The sequence below is a fragment of the Sphingopyxis flava genome, from assembly GCF_900168005.1.
Lineage (GTDB): Bacteria > Pseudomonadota > Alphaproteobacteria > Sphingomonadales > Sphingomonadaceae > Sphingopyxis > Sphingopyxis flava.
The window spans coordinates 91,561-103,635 of the sequence record NZ_FUYP01000002.1 but is presented as its reverse complement, the minus strand read 5'-3'; the positions used below and the strand labels follow the sequence as shown (position 1 = coordinate 103,635).

Genomic DNA, 12,075 nt, shown 5'->3' with positions numbered 1-12,075 from the left:
AGGCGTTGCAAGCCGCAACCCATGAGGATACGCGCTAGCCGAACTCTCCCACTCCCTCTCCCCTGGGAGGGGCTGCGAAGACTTGGCAGCTCGTTGCCTGGTCGAAGTTGGTTGAGGGGTATGCGGGTCTCTGGCTCGCGCGAAGCTGCGCTTCGCTACCCTCATCCTCCTTCGCCTGGTCGGCCAGCCGGCAAGGCTGCGTATCCTTCCCTCTCAGGAGAGAAGGTTTGAAAGGCGACCAACGATGACCGATCTTCCGAACAGCCTCCCCGACCATCACGGCTCGACGCTGCTCGCCGCGCCCGATACCGAGGTCGATGCGCGCGAGGTCTTCGGGGTCGACATCGACATGCAGATTCCGGCGTTCAGCGAAGCCGATGAACGGGTTCCCGACCTCGACCCTGCCTATGTCTTCGACGGCGACACTACGCTCGCGATCCTGGCGGGGTTCAAGTTCAACCGCCGTGTGATGGTGCAGGGCTATCACGGCACCGGCAAGTCGACGCACATCGAACAGGTTGCAGCACGTCTCAAATGGCCGTGCATCCGCGTCAACCTCGACGCGCATATCAGCCGTATCGACCTCGTCGGCCGCGATGCGATCGTGCTGCGCGACGGCCAGCAGGTTACCGAATTTCGCGAAGGCCTGCTTCCCTGGGCGTTGCAGACCCCGACCGCGCTCGTTTTCGACGAGTATGACGCGGGCCGTCCCGACGTGATGTTTGTGATCCAGCGCGTGCTGGAGGCGGAGGGCAAGCTGACCCTGCTCGACCAGAACCGGGTGATCCGTCCCAACCCGCATTTCCGCCTGTTCGCGACCGCGAACACGGTCGGGCTTGGCGACACAAGCGGCCTTTATCATGGGACGCAGCAGATCAACCAGGGCCAGATGGACCGCTGGAACATCGTCGTCACGCTTAACTATCTGCCTGCCGCGACCGAAAGCGCGATCATCCTCGCCAAGGTTCCGGGCACCGACGATGCGACGGTCGCCAATATGGTCAAGGTCGCGGATCTGACCCGACAAGGGTTCATCAATGGCGACATCTCGACCGTGATGAGCCCCCGCACTGTGATCAGCTGGGCGCAGAATGCCGCGATCTTCAACAGCATCGGCTTCGCCTTCCGCCTGTCATTCCTCAACAAGTGCGACGAGGCTGAACGGATGATCGTCGCCGAATATTATCAGCGGGTCTTCGGCGAGGACCTGCCCGAAAGCGTGATCGGCAAGTGAAGACCGCGCCCACCCCCTCTCTCCCCCTCGATGGGAAAGACTGCGAGACCTGGCGGCTTGCCGCCTAGTCGCAAGCGATGGCGCGGCCACGGCATGAAGCGACATTCGCCATGGATGGCCCCGCTCGCCGCGCTCAGTCTCGCCGGCTGCATCACGCCGGTCGATTATGGTGACGTCCGCCACGCCGACTATGTCGCCGACGCACGCTGCGCACCCAAGGCTGGCGAGCAGATTGCTTCAGAAGCGCTGCCGCTTTTCTTTGTGACCAGCCGGCTGCCCGATTGCCGCACGCCTGCGATCACCCTTACCCGTCATCGCGGCAACGCCCTGCGTTACGGCCGCTTCGCAGAACCGCGCGAGATGCACGCCAAGGAGAAGAAAAGGCCTGGTACTCCGGTGGCATTCGAGAATGAAAGCGACTGGTGGCGAGCGCTCGAGGAGGAGACCGATCGCAGACACGGACGCATACTTCTTTATGTTCATGGCTATCGCGAGACGTTCGATACGACATCGAAAGATGCCGCACAAATTGCGCGGATGACCGGCTTCGACGGTCCGGTCATTCAATATAGCTGGCCCTCGCAGGGCGAGGTGCTGAAATATGTGGTCGACGAAACCAACATGTATCACGACGTCCGTCACTTCGGGTCCTTCCTGCGGACGCTCGCCGACCGGCCATGGGTCAAGGAGATCGTCATCGTCTCGCACTCACTCGGCGCCCGGTTGGTAATCCCCGCCGTCGCGGCGGCCGACCGCCTGTCGCGGCGCGCTGCGCGGGAGACCAACATCTCGAATATCGTCCTCGCCTCCCCCGACATCGATCGCGAGACATTCGAACGCGACATCCGCGACGATGTCCTCGCTCCTGAACGGATCGAGCGGGGACGCCATATGACGATCTACACCTCGCTACGCGACAAGGCGCTCGCTGCCTCGCGCGCGCTTCACGGCTATCCAAGGCTTGGCTCACCCTACTGCTTCGATCCGTTCAAAGCCGCCGATCTGAAAGCGAAGGGAGTGCCCGAACGCTGCTATCCCGCCGCCATTCCCGGCCTGACCGTGATCGATACGACCGACGTCTCGCGTGGATCGACCGGGCACAGCAATTTTTTGCGCAGCGCGCCCGTCTGCCGCGATTTCGTCGATGTCGTCGCGGACAAGCAGACACGGCCCGAACGCGCGGCGACGCATCTTCCCCACGTCTTCCGCTTGCTTCCCGACCCCGCAACGCCCAAGGAACGCGACGACATCCTCTGCAAACGGATTCCCGACGCCGAAGCCCCATGACCAGTCCCTCCCCTCTCGACGATCTGAAGACTGCGCTCTCGAGCGTCGCGCGAGCGGTGGCGCACGACCCCGAAGTAGAGGTCGGCTTTACCGCCGATGCGCCGGCGCAGATCGGCAAGGCGATAAAAGTGCCCACACCGTCACGCACCCTTCCCGCCGACCAGGTCGCCGAGGCGCGCGGCTTTGCCGATGCCTATGCGCTGCGCATGAAGCATCACAGCGAGAAGCTGCATGCGGCAGGACGCCCGGCTGAACCGGTGGCGGCGGCCGCCTTCGACGCGATGGAACGCGCACGGGTCGAGGCGCTCGGTGCACGGCATATGGCAGGCATGCGAGGCAATCTGGCGGCCAGTCTTGCGATGCGGATGCGCTCGGACCCGATCAGCCGGGCGCAGACCCGCGAAGACGTCCCGATCTCGAGCGCCCTCGAACTGATGCTGCGCGAGGCGCTGACCGGAGACCCGGCGCCGCAGGGCACCGAGGCCGGCCTCTCGCTGGTGCGCGAATGGATCGACAAGGAGGCCGGGGGTGACCTGACTGCCCTCTCGATGCTGCTCGACGACCAGGCGGCTTTTGCCGAAACCGCGAAGCTCGCGCTCCGCCATCTCGATCTCATCTACAGCGACGAGCCTGTCGAAGAAGGCGCTGAGGATGGCGGCGAGGACAACGAAACCGAGGCCGAGGAGAGCCAGGAGGAACAGGAAAGCGAAGAGGGTGGCAGCGGGGAAAGCCAGGTCGACGCGCGCGCCGAAATGGCCGGCGATCAGGCCGAGGAGGGCGACACCGATCCGAATGCGGAGGAGATGGAGGCTGACGGCGAACCCGAGATGGGGGGCGAAGGCGACGAGGGCATGCTGCCCGTGCGCCCGAACCGGCTGCCGACCGACGTTCCGGACTTCAACTATATTCGCTTCACCGAAAAACATGATGAAATCATTGCCGCGACCGAATTGTGCGACGCCGACGAACTGACGCGGCTGCGCGCCTATCTCGACCAGCAGATGACGCATCTGCAGGGCGCGGTGACCAAGCTTGCGAACCGATTACAACGCCGGTTGATGGCGCAGCAGAACCGCTCATGGGATTTCGACCAGGAGGAAGGGCAACTTGACGCCGCCCGCCTCGCCCGCGTCATCGTCTCGCCCGGCCATTCGCTCTCCTACAAGATCGAGCGCGATACCGATTTTCGCGATACCGTCGTCACGCTGCTGATCGATAATTCGGGCTCGATGCGCGGGCGGCCGATCAGCATCGCCGCGATCAGCGCCGACATTCTCGCGCGCACCCTCGAGCGCTGCGGCGTCAAGACCGAAATCCTCGGCTTCACCACCCGGACGTGGAAGGGCGGGCAGAGCCGCGAGGACTGGCTCACCGCCGGCCGTCCGCCGCATCCCGGTCGCCTCAACGACCTCAGGCATATCATCTACAAGCCGGCTGACGAACCCTATCGCCGTGCGCGCAAATCGCTCGGGTTGATGATGCGCGAGGGCCTTCTCAAGGAAAATATTGATGGCGAGGCGCTGATTTGGGCGCACAGCCGCATCGTGAATCGTCCCGAGGAACGCCGCGTCCTGATGGTGATCAGCGACGGCGCGCCGGTCGACGACAGCACGCTTTCGGTCAACCACGGCGCCTATCTCGACCAGCATCTGCGCCAAGTCATCGAATGGATCGAGACGCGGTCGCCGGTCGAGCTGTGCGCAATCGGTATCGGCCACGATGTCACGCGCTATTACAGCCGCGCGGTAACGATCATGGATGCCGAGCAACTGGGCGGCACGATGGTCGAGCAGCTCGCGGGCCTGTTCGACGTGGATTGAGTTCATCCCCGCCGCGGCAGACCCGCGCTTTGGGCACCCGCTTGCAAAATCGTGCGATGTGATATTGTAACCTTTGTCATGTTATGCCATATCAGGCATCGCAAAAGCCGTTACGGAGAATCGGGTGACCAAAGTCGCCAGCCTTGCCCCTGCCCGGACACGCCTCGGCGCGATCATTCGGGCTGCGCGCGAGGCGCGGCCGCTGACCTCCCTTTCGGGCGATCAGCTCGCGATGGGGCTTTCGGGGCTCTGTCTCGTCCATTGTCTTGCCAGTACCATTTTCTTCGCATCGATCGCCTCCGTCAGCGGGGTGCTCGAAAATCATCTGTTCCACGAGGTCGGGCTGATCGTCGCGATCGGTTTCGCGCTGGTGACGCTGGTCGCCGGGGTGCTGAGCCACGGCTATATGATGCCCTTTGCGGTCGGGAGCTTCGGGCTGGGCATGATGGCAGGGGCGCTGTCACGGCCACATGACGGGAGCGAGATTTTGGCAACGATGATCGGCGTCGCTGTGGTCGCGCTCGGCCACGACCTCAATCGCCGCGCCGCGCACTGACGGCATAGCGTCCCGGCGCCTTGCGGGAGCCCTTCGAAAGTCCTACATTCATTTGGCGTCGGCAGACCCCGCGCGGCGCGCTGAGGAATCGCCGATGGGCAAGCATGATCATCCCCACGTCGAGGCCAGCGGAGCCTCGCTTGCCGCGGCCGCGCAAACGGCCTTGGAAAACGCGGGTGAGGCGTGGACCGACATGCGCGCCCAGATTTTCGACGCCGTCGCCGAAATCGCCAAGCCCGCGAGCGCTTACGAAATCGCCGACATTGTCTCTCACAAACGCGGCAAGCGGGTAGCCCCCAACAGCGTCTATCGCATCCTCGACCTTTTCGTCGCCAACAACCTCGTGCGCCGGGTCGAAAGCGCGAACGCCTTTGTCGCGAACAGCCACCCGGGCTGTTTGCACGATTGCATCTTTCTGATCTGCGACACCTGCGGGTCTGCGGTACATGTCGATAATGACCGCCTGTCGGACGGCGTACGCGCGGCGGCCGAGGCCGCAGGGTTCGCCGCCGAACGCCCGGTCATCGAGGTGCGCGGCAAATGCGCCGAGTGTCAGTGACGAGGCGCTGACCCTGCTCCGACTGGCAAGCCCCCTTTTCGTTACGCGTCCTCGGGTCTAGGGGAAGCCCCGACTCCGAACCACGGGCAAGAGGGCTGCATATGAATACCGTCATCATCCGCGAGGATGACCTCGTCGAAACGATCGCCGACGCGCTCCAGTACATCAGCTATTTCCATCCGATGGACTATATCCGCGCGCTCGCCGCGGCCTATGAGCGCGAGGTGTCGCCGGCCGCGAAGGACGCGATGGCGCAGATCCTCTCGAACAGTCGCATGTGCGCCGAAGGGCACCGTCCGATCTGTCAGGATACGGGCATCGTGACCGTCTTCATCAAATGGGGAATGGATTGCCGCCTCGACAGTCCGCGCAGCCTACAGCAGGTCGTCGATGAGGGTGTCCGCCGCGCCTATCTCCATCCCGACAACAAACTGCGCGCCTCGATTCTCGCCGACCCAGCGTTCAGCCGCGTGAACACAAAGGACAACACCCCCTCGGTCCTCAATGTCGAGATGGTGCCCGGTGACAAGGTCCATATCGACGTCGCGGCCAAGGGCGGCGGCAGCGAAAACAAGTCAAAGTTCAAGATGCTGAACCCGAGCGATTCGATCGTCGACTGGGTTCTTGAAATGGTGCCGCAGATGGGCGCGGGCTGGTGCCCGCCGGGCATGCTCGGCATCGGCATCGGAGGGACCGCCGAAAAGGCGATGCTGCTTGCAAAGCAATCGCTGATGGACCCGATCGACATGACCGAACTTCTCGCGCGCGGGCCAAGCAACCCGACCGAGGAACTGCGCGTCGAGCTCTATGAAAAGGTCAATGCACTCGGCATCGGCGCGCAGGGGCTCGGCGGGCTTTCGACCGTGCTCGACGTCAAGATCAGGGATTGGCCGACTCACGCAGCGTCGAAACCCGTCGCGATGATCCCCAATTGCGCCGCGACCCGCCACGCCCATGTCACGCTCGACGGCAGCGGCCCCGCCTATCTCGAGCCGCCTGTGCTCGCCGACTATCCCGAGATCGACTGGACGCCCGATAGGGCTGCGATTCGCGTCGACCTCGACAATCTCACTTCCGAAATGGTCGCGAGCTGGAAGCAAGGCGACCGCCTCCTGCTCAATGGCAAAATGCTCACCGGCCGCGATGCCGCGCACAAGCGCATCGCCGACATGCTGGCGAAGGGCGAAGAGCTGCCCGTCGATTTCCAGGGCCGCGTCATCTATTACGTCGGCCCAGTCGATCCGGTTGGCGAGGAAATCGTCGGCCCCGCTGGTCCCACGACCGCGACGCGCATGGACAAGTTCATGGATATGATGCTGGAGCAGGGCCTGCTTGCCTGCGTCGGCAAGGCCGAGCGCGGCCCCGCCGCGACCAACGCGATCGCCAAGCACAAGAGCGCCTATCTGATGGCGGTCGGCGGCGCAGCCTACCTCGTCGCGCGCGCGATCAAGGGATCGAAAGTTGTCGGCTTCGCCGATCTCGGGATGGAGGCAATTTACGAATTCGAGGTCAAGGACTTCCCCGTCACCGTCGCGGTCGACAGCGAAGGCCAGAATGTCCACGTCAACGCGCCGCTTGTGTGGCAGAAGCGGATCAAGGACGAGGGGCTTCTCGTACGGGCGTGACGCGAGTGAGGGCGATGGCGACGGGCGAAGCGGTCGATCTGGTCTCACCGCTCCCGCCCGAGGCGATCGCATACAAGCTCCAGGCAATCATGGCCGATCCGATGGAAGATGCGAAGGCCCGCGTCTTCGGGTCAGGCGACCAATATCGGATGCGGCTGCGCTATGCGCGGCGCGGCGCGGCGTGCAAAATGCGATGGCTCTCCAACTCGATGCCTCGATGGAGCCCCGCGGCGGCGGCACCCGCATCACCGGAACATTTGGCCGCTCCTTGGCGGGCCGCATCTTCCCCTATGCCTGGTACGGCTTCCTTTCGATCTTCGTGATCATCGGCGTCTTGGTCACTTCGCTCGTCCCCGACGCGCTGCTGTTCGGCGCGATCTTCGCGGGCGTTCCCCTTTTCATGACGGTCGTGGGCGGCGCGGCGATGAAGGCGGGCCAGAGCAGGGACGAGGAGGATCGCCGTGAGATCATGCGCTTTTTGACCCAGGAGCTTCAGACAAGGCCGATGGCATGAGCTGAACCCTTTCTCCGATCGGGCATGTTCGCGGCGGCCGCGGTGAACCGATCGATGACGATTGGGGCGCAAGCCGCGCACGGATCGAACTCGGCCCCGCGCATTTCACGGCTCGCCGGCCTTTCCGATTTCAGCCGCGCGGAGATCATCGTCCTTTTCGACCGGGTGCCGGATGAAAAGATCGAAACCGGTGCTGGACTAAAAGCCGTAAACCAGCGTGAAACGGGTCAGCGTGTCGAGATTCTCGACCCCGGCGGGCGGGTTGGTGTCGAGCTCGGCCGAATAGGACACGCGCGCCGACAGGGCGCCGGTGAGCTTGGCGTTGAGTGCAGTGAGCGAACTGGTCGTGGTTGTCCGTTCGCCGATGATCGTCGAGGCAACCTGCGACAGGCTGAGCGTCGGCGACAGTTTCCACCCGAGATCGAGTGCAGCAAGCCCGGTGAGCTCACTTTCCGTATTACCATAAACGAGGTCGATCTGGCGCCACGCGGGCCCCGCCTTCAGATTGAGAGTGAGGTCCTTCTTCGCGATGACCTTGTAGCCAAGCCCCCCTGACACGTTCCAGCGCGCGTAATAGCCCGCGGTCCGGTCGCGCTCCCAGCGCCCAAGCCCGTAGGCGAAGGCGTGGTCGCCGATCCGGGCTTGCGGCTCATACTCGGTCAGGAATTTCTCCACCGTCGTGCGGCCGTTCGTCCGCTGATAATCGGCCTGCGCGCGCAGCCGGTGGCTCCAGTTGATCCCCTTCCGGTTGAGCGCGACGCCAAGGCTCAGCCCAGCCGAATCCGTGTTACCGCTGCTATGCGACGCGCCGATCTGTCCCTCGCCCTTCCAATTCTCCCAGAATTTCGAGGCCGCGAGTTTCGCGCGCGCCGCCTCGGCGGCCGCCTTCTTCTCGGCAGCGCGCCTCGAACGATAGTCGGTCAACAACGCATCGATGTCGGCCACCCGGTCGGGGTTGGTCCTTTTTGCCAGCGCCCCAACCGCCTCGACGTCGCCGTCCTTCTTGCTCGCCATCGCTGCCGCAAGCATCTGGCGGATCGGGTCGGGCTCAGGCTGGCCCTGGCCCTTGGCCTTCCAAGCGGCGAGGATCGCGTCGATATCGGTCAGCGAGCGCGGATTCGTCGCCTTCGCGAGCGCAATGACGGTTTCGACGTCCTTGCGCTCGCCGCTCGCGATCGCAGCCTCGATCATCGCGCGGACGGGGTCGGGAAGCGGCAAGGGGCGTGTTTCCATGCTCGCGACAACCATCGGGGCGATCGCTGCGGGAAGCGCGGGATCGGGCACGGCCGACCATGCCGGGCGCGAGCCGGCGGCAATGAGAAGAATGGCGGCCGCGAGGCGCGCGGTTTGTCTCATCGAACGGGTCCTTCTCCGGGGGAAAGAGGGCAGGATTTTTCGATCGGGATAAAGGGCTTCGCCTCCCTTATCGCTTCATAACCGCAATCCCGCTGGCATTTCCAGCCATAAGGCCCCATTTGCAAACCTATGCTGATCGCAATCCTAGCTATCTTCTGTGCCGGCGTTGGCAATTTCGCAATGCACCGCGCTTTCATGGAGAGCGACGACCCGCTGGTGCAGCAGATGGTAAGGCCGCTCGCCGACCGGGTCGGACCTCATGTCACCTATGTCTTCGAGTTCCTGCTGCTCGTTGGTGCACTGGCGATCGCGACGCGCAACTGGTTTACCGGACTGCTGCTCTACGGCCTCTACACCATCTTCAACGCGCTAGCATTCAGCTGGGTGATGCACCGGGGGGACTGAGACGAATCGGCGCAGCCTGATGCGTTACACCGCTGCGTGATACCACCAGACGCCGTCGCGGTCTTCCTTTCGCACCCGCCCTTCGATTTCGAGGCGCTTGAGATGGGCGAGTGCTTCGCCGGTTGCAAGACTCTGATTATGTTCGCCGATCGGGCGGTTGAACAGCAAGGGAAAGCAGTCGATGGCGCGCATCGGCGTGTCGGCGATCGCTTCGGCGAGCCGGTATAGCCGCATCCGGTGTTCATCGCGCAGCGCGGACAAGCGAACATGAAGACCCTTGAACGGTTCGCCATGCGCAGGACAGGTGATCACGTCAGGGGGAATGAGTGTGAGCAGCTTGTCGATCGACGCGAGCCATTCGCCCAGCGGATCGGCATCAGGTTCGGTGATATTGACCGACACATTCGAGCTGATCCGGGGGAGGACCTGGTCGCCTGACACGAGCACGCCCTCGCGCTCATTCCATAGACAGGCGTGTTCGGGGCTATGGCCGGAGCCCGTGACGACGCGCCACTGATGCCTCCCCATGTCGATGCGGTCGTCGTCCTTCATTCGCATATAGCTGCGCGGCAAGGGGAAGACCATCATGCCGAACCGGCCCCAGCCCTCGCTTTTTTGGCGCTCGATCGCCGCCTCGTCCCATCCCGCGGCGCGCGACTGGCGGAGCGCCTCATCAGGGACGGTTTCGCTCGTGTCGCCGACAATCATGCGGGCGGTCAGCATTTCGCCGCGCGTCATCCACAGCTTCACGCCATGCTTCTTCGCGATCCAGCCAGCAAGTCCGATATGGTCGGGGTGCAGATGGGTGCCGATGACGCGCGTGATGGGCGTCCCTTTCAGCGCGCCCGCATAAAGCGCCTTCCACGCGTCTGAGCACAGCGCAAGGCAGACGCCGGTGTCGACGACGGCAATTCCATCCGCATCGTCGAGGAGCCAGCTGTTGATGTGGCCGAGCGAGCCCGGCATCGGGATGCGCGCCCAGCGGATCCCGTTGGCAATGCGGATCGTCTCTCCCATCCCCGGGGCGGCATCGCCCCATGGGTAGGTGAGGCCTGCATGGCTCGTTGCCGTAAAACTGTCGTCCTGCGTCAGCGAGGCGTCCGGCGAACCATTGGCCGCCGGAATGCCGTCATCGTCGCCGTCGCTCGCCACGCTTTAGGCTTCGTCGCCGGCTTCGGCTTCCTCGGCGGCACGCGCTTCGGCGGCAGCGGTGCGTTCGGCCCGCAGTTCCTCGATCAGCGCTTCGCGGTCGCCTTCGAAGCGGCTGTCCTCGGGCGCCTTGATCCCGGCCTTCTTCGCCGCCTTGGCAACGAGTGCATCGAGCTCACGCTGCGAACAGAGGCCGAGCGTCACCGGATCCTTGGGAACGATATTGGCGCTGTTCCAATGGCTGCGTTCGCGGATCGCGTTGATCGTATTGCGCGTCGTACCGATCAGCTTGCCGATCGCGCCATCCGACACCTCGGGATGATTCTTGAGGATCCAGGCGATACCGTCGGGTTTGTCCTGACGCTTGCTGACCGGTGTATAGCGCGGGCCTCGGGTTCGGCGGATCGTGTCCTGGCCCTGCACGCTCATCTTGAGCTTGTACTCAGGATTATTCTGACCCTTTTCAATCTCTTCCATGGTCAGTTCGTGTGCACGCACCGGATCGCGACCGGTATATTTGGTCGCTGCGGTTTCATCGGCGATAGCCTGCACTTCGAGAATGTGGATGCCGCAGAATTCGGCGATCTGGGCAAAGGTGAGGCCGGTGTTATCGACCAGCCAGGCGGCGGTCGCGTGCGGCATCAACGGAGTCGGATTGGCGTTGGCCATGGCTGGGTTTCTCCAAGCGGAAATAATAAGGGCCGCCCCTCACGGGGCGGCCGGACATTGACAATCGCTCTATACCGGATTGGCGAAGGGGGCAAGAGGCGCGCGAACGCATCCAATCCGCGCTCTGCTCCCCGTTTCCCGGTTGGACAGCCTCCCTGCACCGCGCCACAATGGGGATATCGAGTATCTTGCCAGGGAAGACCCATGATCGCCCGCACCATGCTGCTGAGCGCTGCCCTCGCCCCTGCCCCGGCCGGCCGCGTCATCCTCGTCCGCTTCATCATCACCCACGTCTCCGCCGACGAGGCGCACTTCGAACAAGCCTATTCGGCCGACGGTGGAGTGACATGGGAGGACAATTGGATAGCCGTCGACACGCGTCTGCAGGCGGCCTAGGGCACAACAGCCCATGACCACCGAACTTCTGATACGCGCACCCGTGCAAGGCGATTTCGATCGCTGGCTTCCACTGTGGCAGGGCTATAATGAATTCTACGGCCGCAGCGGGACAACGGCGCTCCCCCCGGATGTCACCTCCTCGACCTGGGTGCGCTTTTTCGACCCCGACCAGCCTGTCCACGCGCTCGTCGCGGAGGCTAAAGGCGAGCTCGTCGGCCTCGTCCATTATCTCTATCATCGCAGCACGACGTCCATCGCCGACATCTGTTACCTGCAGGATCTGTTCACCGCCGAAGCCGCGCGCGGGCGCGGGATCGCCTCGGCGCTGATCCTGCGCGTCGCCGAAGACGCACGCAAGGCGAGCGCGGCGCGCCTCTATTGGCAAACACATGAGACCAATCACACCGCGCGCCGCCTCTATGATGCCATTGCCGAACGCACGGGGTTTCTCGTTTATCGCATGACGCTTTGACGGGCTTTGCGGCGGCACCCTTGGAGACTA

13 protein-coding genes are annotated in these 12,075 nt (G+C 63.7%); 10 read left to right on the top strand and 3 right to left on the bottom strand.

The features are described 5' to 3' along the window. Positions 1 to 244 precede the first annotated feature (244 nt). The 7 genes from cobS to B5X69_RS01970 all read left to right on the top strand — a co-directional run bounded on the left by cobS (position 245) and on the right by B5X69_RS01970 (position 7,595). Positions 245 to 1,234 (top strand): cobaltochelatase subunit CobS, encoded by a 990-nt coding sequence (cobS, locus tag B5X69_RS02000; protein WP_079637026.1) that lies wholly within the window; start codon positions 245 to 247, stop codon positions 1,232 to 1,234. A gap of 93 nt (positions 1,235 to 1,327) precedes the next feature. After that, entirely contained in the window at positions 1,328 to 2,521 is a 1,194-nt protein-coding gene (locus B5X69_RS01995) for an alpha/beta hydrolase (protein ID WP_079637025.1), read from the top strand. Then, positions 2,518 to 4,341: a cobaltochelatase subunit CobT gene (gene cobT, locus B5X69_RS01990; RefSeq protein ID WP_079637024.1), complete on the top strand. Its 1,824-nt coding sequence runs from the start codon at positions 2,518 to 2,520 to the stop codon at positions 4,339 to 4,341. Before B5X69_RS01995 ends, cobT begins: the two co-directional genes overlap by 4 nt. 124 nt (positions 4,342 to 4,465) lie before the next feature. Beyond that, a complete protein-coding gene (locus B5X69_RS01985; protein ID WP_079637023.1) occupies positions 4,466 to 4,897 on the top strand; it encodes a MerC domain-containing protein in 432 nt (143 codons plus the stop codon). A gap of 94 nt (positions 4,898 to 4,991) precedes the next feature. Further along, positions 4,992 to 5,456, top strand: coding sequence for a Fur family transcriptional regulator (locus tag B5X69_RS01980; protein ID WP_079637171.1), 465 nt, complete (start codon positions 4,992 to 4,994; stop codon positions 5,454 to 5,456). Between the two features lie 101 nt (positions 5,457 to 5,557). Further along, complete coding sequence (locus B5X69_RS01975; protein WP_079637022.1) at positions 5,558 to 7,081, top strand: fumarate hydratase; 1,524 nt, start codon at positions 5,558 to 5,560, stop codon at positions 7,079 to 7,081. A 193-nt stretch (positions 7,082 to 7,274) separates the two neighbouring features. After that, entirely contained in the window at positions 7,275 to 7,595 is a 321-nt protein-coding gene (locus tag B5X69_RS01970; RefSeq protein ID WP_139375630.1) for a hypothetical protein, read from the top strand. A gap of 198 nt (positions 7,596 to 7,793) precedes the next feature. Here the strand turns inward: B5X69_RS01970 and B5X69_RS01960 are convergent, their stop codons facing one another. Beyond that, entirely contained in the window at positions 7,794 to 8,951 is a 1,158-nt protein-coding gene (locus B5X69_RS01960) for a DUF481 domain-containing protein (protein WP_079637020.1), read from the bottom strand. A gap of 129 nt (positions 8,952 to 9,080) precedes the next feature. Between B5X69_RS01960 and B5X69_RS01955 the strand changes: the two genes are divergently transcribed. Further along, positions 9,081 to 9,356: a hypothetical protein gene (locus B5X69_RS01955; protein WP_079637019.1), complete on the top strand. Its 276-nt coding sequence runs from the start codon at positions 9,081 to 9,083 to the stop codon at positions 9,354 to 9,356. Positions 9,357 to 9,380: 24 nt separating this feature from the next. Here the strand turns inward: B5X69_RS01955 and B5X69_RS01950 are convergent, their stop codons facing one another. After that, positions 9,381 to 10,508 carry an MBL fold metallo-hydrolase gene (locus B5X69_RS01950; protein WP_079637018.1) on the bottom strand — a complete coding sequence of 376 codons (1,128 nt, stop codon included), beginning with the start codon at positions 10,506 to 10,508 and terminating at the stop codon, positions 9,381 to 9,383. 3 nt (positions 10,509 to 10,511) lie between these two features. Beyond that, positions 10,512 to 11,147: a DUF1013 domain-containing protein gene (locus B5X69_RS01945; protein WP_079637170.1), complete on the bottom strand. Its 636-nt coding sequence runs from the start codon at positions 11,145 to 11,147 to the stop codon at positions 10,512 to 10,514. 231 nt (positions 11,148 to 11,378) lie between these two features. Between B5X69_RS01945 and B5X69_RS01940 the strand changes: the two genes are divergently transcribed. Further along, positions 11,379 to 11,570: a hypothetical protein gene (locus B5X69_RS01940; RefSeq protein WP_079637017.1), complete on the top strand. Its 192-nt coding sequence runs from the start codon at positions 11,379 to 11,381 to the stop codon at positions 11,568 to 11,570. A gap of 13 nt (positions 11,571 to 11,583) precedes the next feature. After that, positions 11,584 to 12,045: a GNAT family N-acetyltransferase gene (locus B5X69_RS01935; protein ID WP_079637016.1), complete on the top strand. Its 462-nt coding sequence runs from the start codon at positions 11,584 to 11,586 to the stop codon at positions 12,043 to 12,045. Positions 12,046 to 12,075 lie beyond the last annotated feature (30 nt).

Excerpts from the sequence above, each read along its gene's own strand:
- cobS (WP_079637026.1), top strand. The coding sequence starts at position 245 with ATGACCGATCTTCCGAACAGCCTCCCCGACCATCACGGCTCGACGCTG.
- B5X69_RS01995 (WP_079637025.1), top strand. The coding sequence starts at position 1,328 with ATGAAGCGACATTCGCCATGGATGGCCCCGCTCGCCGCGCTCAGTCTC.
- cobT (WP_079637024.1), top strand. The coding sequence starts at position 2,518 with ATGACCAGTCCCTCCCCTCTCGACGATCTGAAGACTGCGCTCTCGAGC.
- B5X69_RS01980 (WP_079637171.1), top strand. The coding sequence starts at position 4,992 with ATGGGCAAGCATGATCATCCCCACGTCGAGGCCAGCGGAGCCTCGCTT.
- B5X69_RS01975 (WP_079637022.1), top strand. The coding sequence starts at position 5,558 with ATGAATACCGTCATCATCCGCGAGGATGACCTCGTCGAAACGATCGCC.
- B5X69_RS01970 (WP_139375630.1), top strand. The coding sequence starts at position 7,275 with ATGGCTCTCCAACTCGATGCCTCGATGGAGCCCCGCGGCGGCGGCACC.
- B5X69_RS01960 (WP_079637020.1), bottom strand. The coding sequence starts at position 8,951 with ATGAGACAAACCGCGCGCCTCGCGGCCGCCATTCTTCTCATTGCCGCC.
- B5X69_RS01955 (WP_079637019.1), top strand. The coding sequence starts at position 9,081 with ATGCTGATCGCAATCCTAGCTATCTTCTGTGCCGGCGTTGGCAATTTC.
- B5X69_RS01945 (WP_079637170.1), bottom strand. The coding sequence starts at position 11,147 with ATGCCGCACGCGACCGCCGCCTGGCTGGTCGATAACACCGGCCTCACC.
- B5X69_RS01940 (WP_079637017.1), top strand. The coding sequence starts at position 11,379 with ATGATCGCCCGCACCATGCTGCTGAGCGCTGCCCTCGCCCCTGCCCCG.
- B5X69_RS01935 (WP_079637016.1), top strand. The coding sequence starts at position 11,584 with ATGACCACCGAACTTCTGATACGCGCACCCGTGCAAGGCGATTTCGAT.